This is a genomic window from Streptomyces sp. NPDC050085 (genome assembly GCF_044460595.1).
Taxonomy (GTDB): Bacteria; Actinomycetota; Actinomycetes; order Streptomycetales; family Streptomycetaceae; genus Streptomyces.
In genome coordinates this window covers 362,512-377,475 of the sequence record NZ_JBITJZ010000003.1, presented here as the reverse complement: position 1 = coordinate 377,475, position 14,964 = coordinate 362,512, and the positions used below count along the sequence as shown (strand labels likewise).

16 protein-coding genes are annotated in these 14,964 nt (G+C 69.9%); 5 read left to right on the top strand and 11 right to left on the bottom strand.

Features of this window, described 5'->3' with window-relative positions:
- Positions 1-92: 92 nt before the first annotated feature.
- The 3 genes from ACIBUY_RS14175 to ACIBUY_RS14165 form a co-directional block, all read right to left on the bottom strand.
- The gene (locus tag ACIBUY_RS14175; protein WP_399152692.1) at positions 93-1,286 is read right to left on the bottom strand and encodes a right-handed parallel beta-helix repeat-containing protein; all 1,194 of its coding nucleotides are present in this window, start codon (positions 1,284-1,286) and stop codon (positions 93-95) included.
- A 132-nt stretch (positions 1,287-1,418) separates the two neighbouring features.
- Complete coding sequence (locus tag ACIBUY_RS14170) at positions 1,419-2,540, bottom strand: protein-L-isoaspartate O-methyltransferase (protein WP_399152691.1); 1,122 nt, start codon at positions 2,538-2,540, stop codon at positions 1,419-1,421.
- 407 nt (positions 2,541-2,947) lie between these two features.
- Complete coding sequence (locus ACIBUY_RS14165; RefSeq protein WP_399152690.1) at positions 2,948-3,331, bottom strand: hypothetical protein; 384 nt, start codon at positions 3,329-3,331, stop codon at positions 2,948-2,950.
- A 209-nt stretch (positions 3,332-3,540) separates the two neighbouring features.
- Here ACIBUY_RS14165 and ACIBUY_RS14160 point away from each other — a divergent pair, with 209 nt between their 5' ends.
- On the top strand, positions 3,541-4,767 hold the full coding sequence (locus ACIBUY_RS14160; RefSeq protein ID WP_399152689.1) for an XRE family transcriptional regulator: 1,227 nt from the start codon (positions 3,541-3,543) through the stop codon (positions 4,765-4,767).
- Here the strand turns inward: ACIBUY_RS14160 and cutA are convergent.
- The 5 genes from cutA to ACIBUY_RS14135 form a co-directional block, all read right to left on the bottom strand.
- Entirely contained in the window at positions 4,764-5,081 is a 318-nt protein-coding gene (gene cutA, locus ACIBUY_RS14155; protein ID WP_365565079.1) for a divalent-cation tolerance protein CutA, read from the bottom strand. The genes ACIBUY_RS14160 and cutA overlap by 4 nt on opposite strands.
- Positions 5,082-5,161: 80 nt before the next feature.
- Positions 5,162-5,476 carry a hypothetical protein gene (locus ACIBUY_RS14150; RefSeq protein ID WP_399152688.1) on the bottom strand — a complete coding sequence of 105 codons (315 nt, stop codon included), beginning with the start codon at positions 5,474-5,476 and terminating at the stop codon, positions 5,162-5,164.
- 32 nt (positions 5,477-5,508) lie between these two features.
- Positions 5,509-5,901: a hypothetical protein gene (locus ACIBUY_RS14145; protein WP_399152687.1), complete on the bottom strand. Its 393-nt coding sequence runs from the start codon at positions 5,899-5,901 to the stop codon at positions 5,509-5,511.
- Entirely contained in the window at positions 5,880-6,521 is a 642-nt protein-coding gene (locus ACIBUY_RS14140) for a DUF1707 domain-containing protein (RefSeq protein WP_399152686.1), read from the bottom strand. The genes ACIBUY_RS14145 and ACIBUY_RS14140 overlap by 22 nt, the downstream gene beginning before the upstream one ends.
- A 428-nt stretch (positions 6,522-6,949) precedes the next feature.
- On the bottom strand, positions 6,950-7,300 hold the full coding sequence (locus ACIBUY_RS14135) for a hypothetical protein (RefSeq protein WP_399152685.1): 351 nt from the start codon (positions 7,298-7,300) through the stop codon (positions 6,950-6,952).
- A gap of 101 nt (positions 7,301-7,401) precedes the next feature.
- On the opposite strand from ACIBUY_RS14135, the gene ACIBUY_RS14130 reads away from it, so the two are divergent.
- Complete coding sequence (locus tag ACIBUY_RS14130; protein WP_365565065.1) at positions 7,402-8,061, top strand: MSMEG_1061 family FMN-dependent PPOX-type flavoprotein; 660 nt, start codon at positions 7,402-7,404, stop codon at positions 8,059-8,061.
- Positions 8,062-8,130: 69 nt separating this feature from the next.
- Here the strand turns inward: ACIBUY_RS14130 and ACIBUY_RS14125 are convergent, their stop codons facing one another.
- A complete protein-coding gene (locus ACIBUY_RS14125) occupies positions 8,131-8,613 on the bottom strand; it encodes a DUF4334 domain-containing protein (protein ID WP_365565062.1) in 483 nt (160 codons plus the stop codon).
- On the bottom strand, positions 8,610-9,413 hold the full coding sequence (locus ACIBUY_RS14120) for a squalene/phytoene synthase family protein (protein WP_399152684.1): 804 nt from the start codon (positions 9,411-9,413) through the stop codon (positions 8,610-8,612). Before ACIBUY_RS14120 ends, ACIBUY_RS14125 begins: the two co-directional genes overlap by 4 nt.
- A gap of 167 nt (positions 9,414-9,580) precedes the next feature.
- Here ACIBUY_RS14120 and ACIBUY_RS14115 point away from each other — a divergent pair, with 167 nt between their 5' ends.
- From ACIBUY_RS14115 to ACIBUY_RS14105, 3 genes are read left to right on the top strand one after another with little or no spacing between them, the layout of a single operon-like run.
- Positions 9,581-11,020, top strand: coding sequence for an oxygenase MpaB family protein (locus ACIBUY_RS14115; RefSeq protein ID WP_399152683.1), 1,440 nt, complete (start codon positions 9,581-9,583; stop codon positions 11,018-11,020).
- A 13-nt stretch (positions 11,021-11,033) separates the two neighbouring features.
- The gene (locus tag ACIBUY_RS14110; RefSeq protein WP_399152682.1) at positions 11,034-11,411 is read left to right on the top strand and encodes a collagen-like protein; all 378 of its coding nucleotides are present in this window, start codon (positions 11,034-11,036) and stop codon (positions 11,409-11,411) included.
- Positions 11,408-12,949: an AarF/UbiB family protein gene (locus ACIBUY_RS14105; protein ID WP_365565051.1), complete on the top strand. Its 1,542-nt coding sequence runs from the start codon at positions 11,408-11,410 to the stop codon at positions 12,947-12,949. Before ACIBUY_RS14110 ends, ACIBUY_RS14105 begins: the two co-directional genes overlap by 4 nt.
- An 11-nt stretch (positions 12,950-12,960) precedes the next feature.
- On the opposite strand, the gene glsA is transcribed toward ACIBUY_RS14105, so the two are convergent.
- Complete coding sequence (gene glsA / locus ACIBUY_RS14100) at positions 12,961-14,664, bottom strand: glutaminase A (RefSeq protein ID WP_399152681.1); 1,704 nt, start codon at positions 14,662-14,664, stop codon at positions 12,961-12,963.
- Positions 14,665-14,964: the final 300 nt, after the last annotated feature.

Genomic DNA, 14,964 nt, shown 5'->3' with positions numbered 1-14,964 from the left:
ACACGGGACCGGCCCCAACAAGGGACCGGTCCCACAAGGCCCCGGGGCCAGGCGGGCAGGTAGGGGCAGGAGGGACAGGGGAGGTCATGGACTCACAGCGTCACGACGCTCCCGCCCAGCTTCACGACGAGCTTGCCGTCGGAGGCGAAGGACCAGGTGAGGGCGCCGTCGTATGCCGAGCAGCGCGACCCGTTCGTACCGGCCCAGAACTGGTTCGTGCTGTCGACGGTGCCGACGGTCTTGTCGTTCGACCCGTCGGTGACGTCGAAGCGGCAGGAGGTGTTGCTCTTGAACACCGAAGTGCCCTTGTCGAACGAGTAGTTGCGCTCGGCGTTGTCGATGCTGAGGTTGTTGGAGACGGCCATCGAACCGGGGTTGGAGTTGTACGTGAACCCGTGGTGGCCGTTCTTGTACGCGATCGAGCGCCGCACGACGTGGTTGACGGCGATGTCGTCGCCGCCGAGCTTGTAGCCGTTGCGGTCACCGTTGGTGTTCACGGTGCCGTCGCTGAGCGTCCCGTTCGCGTACGACACCGAGTCCTCGATGGTGACGGGCCCGATCGCCCCGGTGTCGGTCTTGGTGTACAGGTCCCAGCCGTCGTCGATGTTGTTGTGCGAGACGGCGTACCGGAACACGTTGCCCGTCCCGGTGGTGAGCTTCGCGGCGAACCCGTCCGCGTCCTCGCCGTCGGAGTCGGCGTTGTCGTGCGACTCGGCGCTCAGGATCAGGTTGTCGGCGGGCCAGTCGGCCTTGGCGGTGCTGGACGAGATCCGGCCGAGTTGCAGACCGGTGTCGCGGTTGTAGCGGGTGACGGTCCGCTCGACGATGTTGTGGCTGCCGCCGACGTAGATGCCGTTGTCGCCCGCGTGCTCGACGACGAACCCGTTGAGGTGCCAGTACGAGGCGAAGAGCTGGATCCCGCGGTTGGTCGAACTCTCGCTCTGCGCAGCGAAGTTGAGGACCGGCTTCTCACCCGGGTAGTTCGTGAGCGTGGTCCGGGCGGCCGAGGTCCCGTCGGCCGCGTCCGGAATGGTCACGGTGGCCGAGTAGGCGTACGTCCCGCCCCGCAGGTAGATGGTGCCCCCGGACGCGACCTTGCCGACGGCGGCGGCCAGGGTCGTCGGATCGGCCTGGGTGCCGGCGGCGCCCGCGGTCCCGTTCGGGGCGACGTACACGGTTGTGGACGCGTAGGAGGAGGCGCCGGAGGCCTGGGCGGTGGTGCCGGACGAGAGGGCGAGCGCGCCGGCGACGAGGGCGAGCGACGCGATGAGGGGTCTCGTTTTCATCTTTCGACTCCAGATGGCTCGTTGGATCGGCTCTGGCCGAGAGTAGAAAGCGCTATCTTCCTGGAAGATAGGGAGGCTGGCATGATCACGTCAAGGTTCAGGTATGCATTCATTGTTCATTGACATGAACAACTAGAGGTCGGGGATGGCGTCGGTGGCCGCCCCGCGTACGACGTTGCCCGGCTCGTCGAGCCAGAGCCACCGGCCCACGTCGTCGAAGGTCAGCCCGTAGCGCTGGAAGTGCGGTCGCCCGGCCAGACGCCACGTGCTGTAGGCGCTGACGAGTTCGGCCCACAGGTCCCGCGTGCCGTAGGCCGTGACCGCGTCGCGCTCCCACCAGCGGTGACAGTTCACGACGGCCACCGACGTGCCGGTCTCGTCCCAGAGCTGGACCTGGCGCTCCTCGCCCACGCCGCGCTCGGCGTACGCCACGTCCGGCAGGTGCAGACCGAGTACGAAGCGGGAGTGCCAGTCGCCGTCCAACACCGCGCTCGGGTCGATCGTGGATGGCTGCTTGCGGCTCTGGGCGGGCGGGTGGAGCCGGTGCGTCGGGCGATGGCTGCGTACCCACATGTAGCAGGCAGTGCCGACGAACCGCCCGTGGGCGACATTGCCCTCGACCGTCAGCCTCAACAGCCCGCCGGAGGCGAACAGCGTGTTGAACGGGGTCAGGACGACCGCCCCCTCGCGGGCCTGTTCCCGCCACGCTGCGGGGATGTCGCGCACGGCCGCGGTAGCGATGATCCGGTCGTACGGCGCCCCGGCCGGCCACCCGTTCAGGCCGTCGCCGCACACCGTGTTCGGTGCATACCCGGCCGCCTCCAGGTTCGAGGCGCCGATGGCCGCCAAGCCGGGGTCGTACTCGACCGTCGTCAGCTGCGGGCTCCCGACCACCTCGCACAGCAGGGCACTGTCGTACCCAGATGCCGTGCCGATGTGCAGGACGGCGTACTCGGGCTCCAGGTCGAGCCGGTTCAGCTTCTCGAAGACGATGTCCAGAGCGGAGATCGACGAGGTGAAGTCGCCTTTCGCCGGGCCCTTGTCCGGGGTGAGGGTGTCGTCGATCTGCATGATGAGCGAGCGATGGGTGCCCCACACCGCGCGCCGCCACGCGTCCTCGTCCTTGGCCTTGTCGATGACCTGGTGCAGGCCGTCGGTGTCGGTTTCGTAGCTCCAGAACCGGTCGGGGGCGAACCTCTCCCGGTCGACCGCGTTGAAGGCCGCCCGAAGCCATGGGGACCTGAAAGCCCCCATGACCTCAAGCTCCTTGCCACTGATGGCTCGGTAGTCCATGGCTCCTACTTCGGCCGGTCTCCGTCCGGGCTGGGCGGGGTCGGCGGCGGGGTCCACGGCTTGTCCTCCGGCGGTCCTGCGTGCTTTCCGGACATGCGGCTACCTCCTCGGTGCTGTGTCGTGCGCGGGTGGAAGGGGACTGCCCGGACGGTCCGGGCCTGGTACGGGGGGAGTTGACACGGGTCGCTCTCCTTGTTGGCTGCCCGCCGCACTGGGCTGGGTCGGGGCGAGGTCTCAGAGGGAATGCAGCAGGGCGATGCCCCACGCGGTGACCGCTGCGGCCGTGAGCGCCGTCGCGATGAGCGCCTCCCAGATGCGCGTCCGCAGGGGTGCCGGGAGGCGTCTCATCCGGCGAACCTCGGCGGCTTTCACTGTTCGTCCTCCGCGGGCCGGGGATCCAGGACATCGGCCAGGCACGCGGCCGCACGCGCAAGGTTCTTCACGTGGCTGTAGACCCGATAGTCGGAGTCGTTGCTCGTGGGGCGCGTCGGGGAGTCGACAACCCGGCACGCGGCACGGAAGGCCGTCATTGTCGCCACCTCCTGGTCCGGGTGGTTATCACGCATCATGCGGCGCATCAGCCCGGTCAAGATCCGCTCGTGCTGGACCAGTTGTGGACGACTCGTCGCCATCAACTCCAACCCCTCGACGGCGCCGGCAGCCTGACGCACCGCAGGGAAGTCGATGGCCTCATCGGACGTAGATCCGAAGTCGGCCCGGTCCTGCCGATGCGCTGGGTTCACGACGCTCACGACGTATTCCTCTGTTCGTCCCGCTGGTGTCCCAACTGTCGTCCGATACGGGCTTCATGGCTTGCCGCCGAGAGGTATCCCCATCATGGGTAGGCTGAACGATCACTTTGCGGTGACACTGGTATCCATCAGCAGGCGCAATGGGGCACCGGATGAGCGAGTACCTACCTGCAACAGCAGTGCCACGGAACGTTCTTGACTTGCCAGAGATGCAGTCAGCCATCAAGGCGCACGACTTCGGCGCGGTGTTCCGTTTGGCGCGTACGCACGCCCGAATCAGTTACTCCAAGATCGCCGCCGAATGCGACATAAAGCCGGAACGCGTGGGGACCCTCGCAGGGGGGCGCGGAAGTGTCACCAGCTTCGAGAAGATCGCCGTCATCGCCGACGCCTTACGCATTCCGGGGCGCCTGCTGGGACTCGCCGACCGTCCGTGGGAGGTGAGCAACTCAACGCGAGACGGAGAGAACGTGCGTCGAAGGGACTTTGTACGCAACACGGGATCCGTCGCAGCCACCTTGGCGCTGCCCCCCGTCGAGAGAGGGCGCCACATTGGCGCGAACGTTCCTCACCAACTACGCCGGCGCGCTGCACGCCTGCGCAAGCTCGACGATGTGTTGGGCGGAGGCGACACCTTCCGCCTGTACCTGGGGGAGTACCAGTCCACCCGGGTTCTGGTGAGGGACCACAGCTACGGTGAGGCCACCGGTCGGGCGCTTCGGTCAGTGCTCGCGGAGCAAGCGCAGCAGGCGGGGTGGGCAGCCTTTGACTCGGGCCGTCACGCGGAGGCACAGGGCTTGTACGAGGCGAGTGGGAGTGCTGCCCGCGAGGCGGGTGACGCCGCTTTGTCAGGCAACGCGTTGGCGTTCTTGGCCTACCAGCACTCGGCAGCCGACAAGAGCGCTGCTGTGGCGATAGCGGCCGAGGCATGTCGAACGGCGGGTGCGGACGCGCCGGCGGGCGTCCGGGCGCTGTTACTGGAGCGACTGGCGTGGGCTCACGCAGTAGCGAGCCAGGCGCGTGAGACCGAGGCCGCTCTGCACGCGGCAGAGGCGGCCCTGTTGGAGCAGGGGGGTGACCTGCCTCCCGACTGGGCAGCGTGGGTTGACCTCGACGAGTTGGAGATTATGAAAGGGCGGTGCTGGACGGAACTGCGGCGTCCGCTGCGCTCGGTGCCGGTCCTGGAGTCGGTGTTGGACCGATTCGACGACACCCACGCCAGGGACAAGGCCCTTTACCTGTCGTGGCTGGCCGAGTCCTACCTCGCCGCCTCCGAGGTTGAGGCGGCCGCGATGACCGCGGGGCGGGCACTGGAACTGGCCGCCGGAGTCGCGTCCGTGCGGCCCCGACGGCGCCTGATGTCCACCGTGCAGGCGCTCGCCAAGCACCGCGGGGTACCGGAAGTCGATGACCTGCTGGAGCGGGAGCAGATCTAGCCGAGCGTCTTGTCCACCCATTCGCGATAAGTGTCCGACGACTCGACGAACGACACCGCGTTCAGCTCGGGCCGCTCCCACGGATGGTGCGCCATGACGAACGCTTCCAGGTCGGCATAGCGGTCGGCACGCGTTTTGAACAGGATGCGGAACTCTTCCCCCGTTCCGAACGCCCCGTCGTGCCAGAACGCAGTGATGACCGGGCCGATCACCTGAGCACCAGCAGCGAGTCGACTGCCGACTACGGCCCTCGTGAGGGCAACGGCCTCTTCCCTGCTGGCAGTTGCGGTGGCGACCTGCAGATAGTCCGTCATACGGCGCAGCCTAGGGTCGCCATAGCCCGTATGGAATACCGCCCGGACCAGACGGGCCCGACGCGTCCCACCGGGTCCCCCTATCGCCGGGTGGTCTCCTGCACGCTGAGCAGCAACCCGTCCGCCACCACGGCAGTCACCACCCGTACGCCCACGACGGAGCTGTCCACGACGTGGCGCTCCACGAACCGGAACACCTCGGGGGTGACGCTGGTGACCTCATCGACCTCGATCGACAGCCCGGGTTGGCTGCCCCCGGCCCCGCGCAGGGCCTCGCGCAGCGTCTTGAGGTCGAGGATCGCCCCGTCCGTCGTCACGAGCTCGAAGTCGTCGTGGTGGGCGCCCATGAATGCGCCGAGGCATTCCGCGTCGCCATCCCTCAGCCACGCGGTCAACTGGTCATGGTGTCGAACCAGGAAGTCACCGGTCACCCCTCAACTGTGCCAGGTGAGTTCGTGAGTTCGGCGTCGAACCACAGCGAGTGCCCCGAGTCGGAGGCGCTGAAGACCAGCCGGTTTCCCTGGCGGGCCTCGGCGTTGATGGTGAAGGGGGCGAGGGCCACCAGGATCTCGAACTGGGCGTCGTCGCGGACGTCGATGTCGATGCCCATCCCGGGGTCCGCACGTCTGGACCGCGTACCGGCCGCGACCGCGTCGCGAGCGAGAGACAGCGCGTCCTGGTACGCGTCGAGGACGTCGTACGGCCAGTCATCGTCGCTGTAGGCGTCGACGTGGGCGGTGTCGATGAGGGGGCGGAGGACGCGTAGCGCTTCGCGTATGAGTTCAGGGTCCGGCGGCGTCATCGTGCACGTCGCAGCCACTGCCCGAACGTGCGGCGGGCGGGTCGGACCACGACCCGCCCGTGCGCCTTCTGCCCGGTCAGCTCCACCCGCAGGGCGATGTGGGCATCGAGGCCCGTCGCAGGCGCCCCGCGCTGCTTGAGCTTGCAGTGGACCAGGAGCAGACCGTCGGTGTCGACGACGACGCCGGGGCGCGTGATGATCGTGAGGGCCTTGCCCGCCATGGCCACGTTGATGTGCAGGCGGTCGTGCGTGATCACGGCGTCGGTGAAGTCGAGGGTCACGTCGCACCAGGTCACCGCGAGCTCGAGCCTACGGGGGACGACCCAGCGCCCGACGCGCTCGATCGAACCGCTGAAGACCTGCTCGATCCGGACGGAGTCCTTGGCCTCGGGGCCGGCCGGGAGGTCGGCGGTGAGCGGGGCGAGTTCGCTCAGGGTGCGGGCCGTGAGGGCGGCTTCGACGCGCTCGTCGAGCTCGTCCGCGGTGAGCAGGCCGTCACCGGCGGCGATCCGCAGGGTGTCGACGACGCGGTCCCGGTCGGCGTGGGAGGCCCGCAGCTCGGGCGACGGGGGCGCATCGCTGGGCACGTCGTTGGGCGTACCGCTGGGCTTACCGCTGGGCGAAATCTCTCCCGACATGCTTCCGTCCTGGTCCGTCGAATGTCTCGGCCAGCAGACTAACGCTATATCGCGACATAGATCCAAGGCTGGAGTTCAACAGGCAGGATACGCCGGGGCCCCAGCCTGAAGTGGGGCCCCGGACTAGGGAGTTGGGCTCAGGCGCCGCTGGGGTCGGCGGCCGGAGTGTCCGTGCCGGACAGATCTCCGATCCACTGGACCGGCAGCTGACCCGCAACGACGCGTACGACCTCGGCGGCGAGCCGAACGTCCTGTCCACGGTCCGGATGCCGTACCGCACGGGCACCCTCACGGTCGAGGAGCGGCGCGTCGAGGGCGCACCGCTGATCACGGAGGACCCGCTCTGCTCCTCGGTGGCGATCGCGGACGCCGAGGTGCGGTGCCGGCTCCAGAGAAGCCGGATGCCCTGCGTCAAGGGCCTGTTGGGGCTACTGGCGGGCGGTCTCCTGCACGCTGAGCAGCAACCCGTCCGCCACCACAGCGGTCACCACCCGTACGCCCACGACGGAGCCGTCCACGACGTGGCGCTCCACGAACCGGAACACCTCGGGGGTGACGCTGGTGACCTCATCGACCTCGATCGACAGTCCGGGTTGGCTGCGGCCCGCCCCGCGCAGGGCCTCGCGCAGCGTCTTGAGGTCGAGGATCGCCCCGTCCGTCGTCACGAGCGCGAAGGCGTCGTGGTGGGCGCCCAGGAACGCGTCGAGGCTCTCCGCGTTCCCGTCCTTCAGCCACGCGGTCAACTGGTCATGGTGCCGGACCAAGAAGTCACCGTTCATCCCCCAACTGTGGCAGCCGGCCCCCACCGTTTCGAACGGGGCTCCCGGCTTGTCGTCCTCGGCCCAGTCGAGCGGCCCGGGGCGGCGCCTAGAGTCGGGGCATGACGACATCCCTCGCCACCAGCGCGTTCGACTCGCTCCGGCTCGACGCCGTGTCCGACCTGGAGGCGCTGCGCCAGGTGTACGAAGATCCCGGCGACGCGGCCCGGCGCAAGCAGATGACCGAACTCACCGACCAGACGCGTAAGTTGATCGCCTGCTCCTCGCTGGTCATGGTCGCCAGCGTGGACGCCGACGGCAACTGTGACGTCTCCCCGCGCGGCGGCCCCGCCGGTTTCGTCTCCGTCCTGGACTCGCGCACCCTGGCGATACCGGACGCCACCGGCAACAAGCGCCTGGACACCCTGCACAACGTCATCGCCACCGGCCGGGCCGGGCTGCTGTTCGTCATACCCGGGCGCACCACGACGCTCAGGGTGAACGGCCGGGCCTGCGTCTCCACCCGCCAGGACCTGCTGTCCCAGCTGACGGCCGTGGGCAAGCCCCCGGCCAGCGCACTGGTCGTCGGCATCGATGAGGTCTACCCGCACTGCCCCAAGTCCCTGCTGCGCAGCGGAGCGTGGAAGCCGGAGCAGTGGCTGCCGACGGACGCCCAGCCGACCTCGGCCGAGGTGACGCTGGCCCAGCTGCGGATGCCGGAGCTGACGATCGCCGACATCGAGCGGACCGAGGCGGAATCGCTCAAGTACCGGTACGAGTGACAGGCCCCAGGACCCCCAGGACCCCCAGGACCCCCAGGACCCCCAGGACTCCGAGGGCTCCCAGTGCTCCTACGGCTCCTGGGGCTCCCGCTCGAGTACGAAGTAGAAGTGCCTCCCCCGCTCGTCCAGCACCCCCTTCCCGTTCATGATCCCCATGAGCGTCGACGCGTCGACCCTCTTGAAGTGGTCGAAGATCGGCTGACCGTCGTAGACCATCGTCGCCGTCGTCTCGCCCCGGAACTCCACGCTCCACAACGTCGCCTCGCCCTTGCCGAGTTCGACGTTCGAGTACAGCGCGCCGTCGGCGTCCCGGCACATCAGCGGTTTGACGTCGAGGGGCGAGGTGAAGGTCTTGCCGTGCCAGGCGACCGTGTTCAACTGGCCGTTCATGGGGTGGCCCGTGTCGAACTCCGCGCCGCGCCACGGGCCGAGGATCTCCTCCGGGCGTACGGTCTCCAACGCCGCCCAGATCGCGTCCAGTTCGGCGTCGTCGGCCTGCCGGCCCGAGGTCCGCAGGGCGGTGAAACGCGTGCGTGCTTCATCCAGGTTCATCGATTCTCCTGTACGGGGACGGCGTACCGCGACGCGAGTGAGGTGATCGTCGCCCGGTCCAGGGGCGTGCCCTCCCTGAGCGCCGCCAGCGTCGTGTCGCAGATGTCGAGGGTGAGGGCGCAGAAGTCCCTGATCGGGCCGTGCGCGATGGATTCGGTGTAGGCGCGGGCGGCAGGCAGGTGGCGCTGCGCGTAGCGGGTCATGTCCGCCGAGGTCCAGCCGGGCGGGAAGAAGTCGATGCCCCGGGTGAGGTCCTCGTCGTGGTTCCAGGCGATGTTCGCGGCCTGTACGGCGCGGCCGAAGGCGACGGCCCCGGCCTGCGAGGTGACGATCCCGGCGTACCGGGTCCACAGGTCGGCGAGCGTGATGCCGACGGAGCTCGCGACGGCGAACGTGTAGCGGTCCAGGTCGGCCTCGTCGTGGATGCGGAAACCGGCCTCCACCCAGTCGGCCATCCGGTCGGCGAGCGCGGCCAGGGCGTCCCACAGCCGCGGCGCCACGTCGGCGGGCGGCAGGGCGACGGCCCATTCGTGGAAGCGGTGCGTGACGGCCGGCAGGTGGGCGTGGTGCGGGTGGAGGAGGGCGTCCACGTCCTCCGGCGTGAAGGATTCCTGCTGCAGGAGCCGGCTCGCCCCGCGCAGCAGGCGGATCTTGGCGTGGGGCGGCAGACGGGGGTGGTCCTCGATCTCGTCGAGGGCGCGGTTGGCGAGGTAGTAGGCCGCGACGGTGTCTCTCAGCTCCCCGTCGAGGCGCATGATCGGGAGGAAGAACGTCCTGCTCGTGCTCTTCAGGGTTTCCATGACGTGCGTGTCGATCACAACTCGGCAGTACCCAGGCCGATTTGCCTGCAAGCGTCCAAGCGTATGCACACGGGAATTCGACAGGCGCTTCACTCGATGGGGTTGAAGGAGGCGAGGGGTCAAGGCTCGGGGTTTGCGGACGCCCGCGATTAGGGAGTCTTCGCCGCGTGACCGAACACCCCCCTGAACATCTCACCGGTGCTGCAGCCGATTTGCCCGGCCCCGGCTCCCTGTGCTGGCGGTTGCTCGGGCAACGCCGCATGCTGCTCGTCACCGGCCGCGCCCTGGTCCTGGAGGCCGCGCTGCCCGCCGGGGGAGCGGCCCTGGCCCAGCACTCCACGTACCGCACCCGCCCGCTGCGCCGCCTCGAACTCACTCTGGACAGCCTCCAACGCCTCACGTACGGCGACGCGGACACCCGGGAGAAGGAGTTCGCCCGCATCCGGCGCGTCCACCGGCACATCAACGGAACCGACGAACAGGGCCGCGCCTACAGCGGGTTGCACGACGAGAGCCGCCTGTGGATCGCCCTCACGCTGTTCGACGCGATGGTCGAGATGGAGCGGCTCGCCGGCCGCCCGCTCTCCCGGGCCGCAGAGACGCAACTGTGGGACGAGTGGCGCACGATCACCGTCGCCTTCGGCATCCCCGACAGCGTCGTGCCCGGCGACCTGGCGGCATGCCGCGCCCACTGGGACGCCGTCCTCGCCGAGGAACTGGAGGACAACCCGGAGGTCCGCCACCTCATGGGCGAGCTCTACGCCACCGTGCCCGCCCCCGACTGGCTCGCCCGCTGCCCGCAGCCGCTGTGGCACCTGGCCAGGCTCGCCGCCGGGTCCGTGATGGGCGCCGTGCTGCGGGCCGACCTGCCCGAGGCCTACCGCCGCAGGATCGGGCTGCGGGCGAGCGGCCGCGACCGTGCGGTGTCCTGGCTGGTGCACCACGCGGGACGCTGGGCCCTCGCCGGGCAGCCCGTGCGGCGGCGCTACCTCCCCCTCGCCGCCGCGGCCATCGGCGGCGGCCCGCTGGAGCCGCGCACGGCCCGCCGCCCGCTGCCCAGGCCGCGCCGCGCGTCCCCGGACGCCCGCCCCGCCCGGGTCTCCGCCTTCTTCGACGACGTCCTCGACCAGACCGGCGACGGCTTCATCACCCGCGAGGACCTGTACGCGATGGCCCGCGGCGTGTGCTGGCCGCTCGATCTGACCGACGCCGCGGAACAGCGTGTGTACGACGCCTTCGACGCCTGGTGGACGCAGCTGTCCGCACTCGACGAGGACGGCGACGGCCGCGTCTCCCGGGCCGAGTTCGTCAACGGCACCCTGCCGGTCGAGGGCGCCGCCTCCCCGTACGTACAGGACGGTCTGCTCCCGGCGATGGCGGCCGTCTTCGACGCGGCGGACGGTGATGCCAGCGGCCATCTGGACATGGCCGAGTACCGGAAGGTCTTCGGGCCCAAGCTGCACCCGGCCGACCTCAACCGGGCGTTCCACGAACTCGACCGCGACGGGGACGGCCGGGTCGACAAGGCCGAATTCCTGGATGCGCTCGGCCAGTTCTTCACCGTACGCGCGGATCACGAGGCGGGCGCCCGCCTGTTCGGCCGCTGAGCAGGGGAGTCCCATGACTGGCGTTGACGATCCTCGTCCCCTGCGCGTACTGCTGCGCACCCGCGACGGCCGACTGAGGGACACCGAGGCGGGCGGGGACATCGTGGACCCGGAGGAGTTCCGCGCCCGGCTGCAGGCGGGGGAGCGGCTGCGGGTGCGGCACGAGTCCACCGGCGCCGACTGCACGCTCGACACGGTGGCCCAGGTCGTCGCGGCCTGCCTGCCGGCGCAGCGCGGCCTGTTCGGCGTACCTGAAGTGCCGGGAAGGCAGGGAGCACCAGGAACACCGGGAGCACCAGGAACACCGGGAGCACCAGGAGTGCCGGGAGCACCAGGAGTATCGGGAGTATCGGGAGCGCCAGGGGCACTGGACGACGGGGCGTCGGCGTGAGGGCGGGACCGGGGCGCAATCTCCTGGTGGGCCGGCTGATGACCCTGCTCGTCTCCGACGTGCTCGCCTCGCGCGAACGCATCGACGTCGACCGGGCCGCGCTCGCCGGCCAGCGCCGCCGGGCCCGCCGCATCCGGGAGACGATCGAGGAGCTGGGCCCGTTCTGGGTGAAGGTGGGCCAGATCCTGGCGACGCGCTCGGACGTCGTCTCGGACGCGGTCCTGGCCGAACTGGCCCACCTCCAGGACTCCGTCCACACAGAACCCTTCACCGTCTTCGAGCCGGTCCTGCGCGAGGAGTTGGGCGCGAACTGGCGCTCCCTCTTCCGTGACATCGACACGGATACGCCCCTGGGGTCCGCGTCCCTCGCCCAGGTCTACCGGGTCGTCCTCGCCGACGGCCGCGTCGCCGTCCTCAAGGTGCAGCGCCCCGGCACCCGGGCGCGCGTCTACGCCGACATGACCCAACTGCGGCGCGCGGCGCGGGTGGCGGGCCGCGCCGTCCCCCGCATCGACTCGGTCCTGGACGTGGAGGCCACGCTCCAGATCGTCTTCGACTGCATGCAGCCCGAACTCGACTTCACCGCCGAGGCCCGTCACATGGCCCAAGGGCGGCGCATGGCGCGGGACTTCAAGGGCATCAACGTCCCCGAGGTCCATCGGGCGACACCGCGGATCCTGCTCCAGTCGATGGCGCCGGGCACCGCCCTCAGCCAGACCGACCTGTCCCTGTTCTCCCCGAAACAGCGCCGCAGGATCGGCACCGACCTGCTCTCCTTCATGTACCGGGGCTACTTCGTGGAGCGCATGTTCCACGCGGACCCGCACCCGGGCAACATCTTCGTCCACCCGGAGCACGGCGCGACCCTCATCGACTGGGGCATGGTCGGCCGCATCGACCGCAACCTCGGCTCGCTCGGCGTCATGGCCCTCACCAGCCTCGCCCAGAACGACGCCCGCGGTCTCGCCTCCGCCTGGACCGAGATGGGCCGCACGACGCCGTTCGCCGATCTCCTCGGATTCCAGCAGGACTTGACCCGCCTGGTGCCGCTCATCGCCTCCGCCGCCCTGGAGGACCTCGACTTCGGCGTCGCCCTCACCGACGTACTGCGCTGCGCTGCCGGTCGCGGCATCCGCACCAGCCCGATGGTCGGCATGCTCGGCAAGTCCATCACCAACATCGAGGGCTCGGTCCGTCGCATCGCCCCCGAACTCTCCGCCCTGGACGTCTTCGAGGACGCCCTGACGGACGTGATGGTGGAACTGGCCCGGGACGTCTTCTCCAAGGAACAGACAGCACGCCGCGCGCTCGAACTGATCGTCGCCGGCAACTCGAGCGTGGACCAACTCCGCGCACTCCTGCGGGACTTGGCCAACCGCGAACTGACCATGCGGGTCGGCCTCCTGCCCGGCCACGGCATCGGCAGCGACGGCACCGGCATCCTCGGCCGCCGCGTCGCACCCCTGGTGGCGGCGGGGCTTGCGGTGTGGGGCGTACGGCGCATGACGGCCGCGCAGCCGGCCCGCCCACGCGGCTAGCCGCTTGAGCATCACGAAGTCCCGGACTTGTTACGGGACTTGGCGCCACCCGAAGCCGACCGCCCGGCCGGGGACGGCACACTGGCGGCGCTGCCGCTGCCGCTGCCGCTGGCGCTGCCGCTGGCGCTCGCGCTGGCGCTCGCGCTCGTGGTCGCGCTCGTGGTGGTACGCAGGAGGTCCGCCACGCCCGTGTGCCCCTCGCGTTCCGCGTCGTGCAGCGGCGTCGCGCCCCAGCGGTCCAGGGGATCTGGGGGCACGCCGCGGTCCAGCAGATAGCGGACCACCGCTGTACGTCCCTCGCTGGCGGCGAGGTGCAGGGCGGTACGGCCGTCGTAGTCGCCGGCGCCGAGGTCGGTGCCGGTCGCGGCGAGCCGGCGCACCTCGTCCAGATCGCCCTGGCTCGCGGCCCAGCACAGCGCCACGACACTCTCCACGGCGCTCTGGTTGCGGCGCATCCGCAGGTCCTTGCGGGATCCGGCAGGACCGGCGGTCGCATGCGGATGGACCTGGTAGCGCTCGACGAGTTTGCGGCAGAACTCGATGCCCCGTACCGAGTTGCCGAGTTCGTCGAGGCGCGGTGACCACACGCAGATCCCCATCAGCTGCGGGATCACGACCATCAGGGCGCCGGAGACCCCGCTCTTGGCGGGGACGCCCACCGTGAACGCGAACTCGCCCGAGAAGTCGTACATCCCGCAGGTCGTCATCAAGGACATGCAGTGCTGCACGGTCTCCTCCGAGAAGACCCGGTCCCCGGTCAGCGGGCACACGCCGCCGGCGGCCAGCGTGCCGGCGACCGTGGCGAGCATCCGGGCGTCCAACTCGATGGAGCAGCACTGGAAGTAGAACTCCAGCGTCTCGCGCAGGTCGGTCCCCTCGGGGAAGGCGCGGGACTCCCGCATCGAATAGCCGAGGGCGAAGTTGCGGTCGGCGGTCTGCCGTTCGGAGAGGTAGACCGCGTTGTTGAAGCCGGGCCTGCGCCCGCCGGCCAGCCGCTGCCAGGTCTGGGCGACGTGGTCGAAGCGGTCGGCGAGCGTCTGCTGGGGGTGGATCAGCGAACAGCTCATGATCGCCCCGGCGTTGATCATGGGGTTGTGCGGGCGGCCCTGCCGGTTGAGGGTGAGTTCGTTGAAGCTCTGGCCGCTGGGCTCGCGGCCGACGTGCCGGTGCGTCGTCCCGACGCCGTGCTCCTCCAGGGCGAGGCAATAGCTGATCGTCTTCGACACGGACTGGACGCAGAAGGGCACGTCCGCGTCGCCGACGGCGTGCCGCTGCCCGTCCACCGTGCAGACGGCGACGGCGAGTTGCTCGGGATCGATCCGGGCCAGCTGCGGGATGTAGTCGGCGACGGCGCCCCCGCGCAGCGGCAGCAACTCCCGGTGGATGCCGTCGAGATCGCCGGCGAACGCGGCGAAGTCGGGCACCGCGAGCCGCCCCCGCATCGCCCGCTGCACGAGCCCGCTGTGCTCCTGGACCAGTTTGACGAACTCTTCGAAGCCCATCTCCGTGTCGCCCGCCGCGGCCAGCATGCCCTGGATGCGCGGGTCGTCCTCGAGGATGCCGGCAGCCGCCAGGTGCGTGAGGAGTTCGCGGCGCGACAGACCCTGGCTGTGGTCGTCGTCGAAGGCGTCGAAGAGCGTGCGGTAGTCGTGCTGACGGGCGGGGGAGCGCTGCGTTTCCTTGGGGGTGCTGGTCTGCCGGGTGTCAGCGGGCATGAGCGCTCCTTCGTACGAGGGTCTGGCGCGGTGCGGGTGGTTCCTCCCTGCTCATCACCCGCACCCGCCCCGGCCAACCCGTCGTGTCACTCGTACGGGAGGGAGGTGTGGGAGCGGAAGTGCCTGGTGTGGCGTGCGACGGCGCACGGGACGGGCTCAGTCGGCATTGCCGCGGCCTCGATCGCCGTGCGCGGTGCCGGACCTGTGCGCAGTACGGTGAAAGAACCGAGGGCTACCCGTGCACCGGCCCGCCGCCCCTGCCGTTCTCGGCGATCGACGACACCGGGGCCGCTCACGGCG

Coding starts and splice junctions, on each gene's coding strand:
- ACIBUY_RS14175 (WP_399152692.1), bottom strand. CDS start 1,286: ATGAAAACGAGACCCCTCATCGCGTCGCTCGCCCTCGTCGCCGGCGCG.
- ACIBUY_RS14170 (WP_399152691.1), bottom strand. CDS start 2,540: ATGGGGGCTTTCAGGTCCCCATGGCTTCGGGCGGCCTTCAACGCGGTC.
- ACIBUY_RS14160 (WP_399152689.1), top strand. CDS start 3,541: ATGCAGTCAGCCATCAAGGCGCACGACTTCGGCGCGGTGTTCCGTTTG.
- cutA (WP_365565079.1), bottom strand. CDS start 5,081: ATGACGGACTATCTGCAGGTCGCCACCGCAACTGCCAGCAGGGAAGAG.
- ACIBUY_RS14140 (WP_399152686.1), bottom strand. CDS start 6,521: ATGTCGGGAGAGATTTCGCCCAGCGGTAAGCCCAGCGGTACGCCCAAC.
- ACIBUY_RS14135 (WP_399152685.1), bottom strand. CDS start 7,300: ATGAACGGTGACTTCTTGGTCCGGCACCATGACCAGTTGACCGCGTGG.
- ACIBUY_RS14130 (WP_365565065.1), top strand. CDS start 7,402: ATGACGACATCCCTCGCCACCAGCGCGTTCGACTCGCTCCGGCTCGAC.
- ACIBUY_RS14125 (WP_365565062.1), bottom strand. CDS start 8,613: ATGAACCTGGATGAAGCACGCACGCGTTTCACCGCCCTGCGGACCTCG.
- ACIBUY_RS14120 (WP_399152684.1), bottom strand. CDS start 9,413: ATGGAAACCCTGAAGAGCACGAGCAGGACGTTCTTCCTCCCGATCATG.
- ACIBUY_RS14110 (WP_399152682.1), top strand. CDS start 11,034: ATGACTGGCGTTGACGATCCTCGTCCCCTGCGCGTACTGCTGCGCACC.
- glsA (WP_399152681.1), bottom strand. CDS start 14,664: ATGCCCGCTGACACCCGGCAGACCAGCACCCCCAAGGAAACGCAGCGC.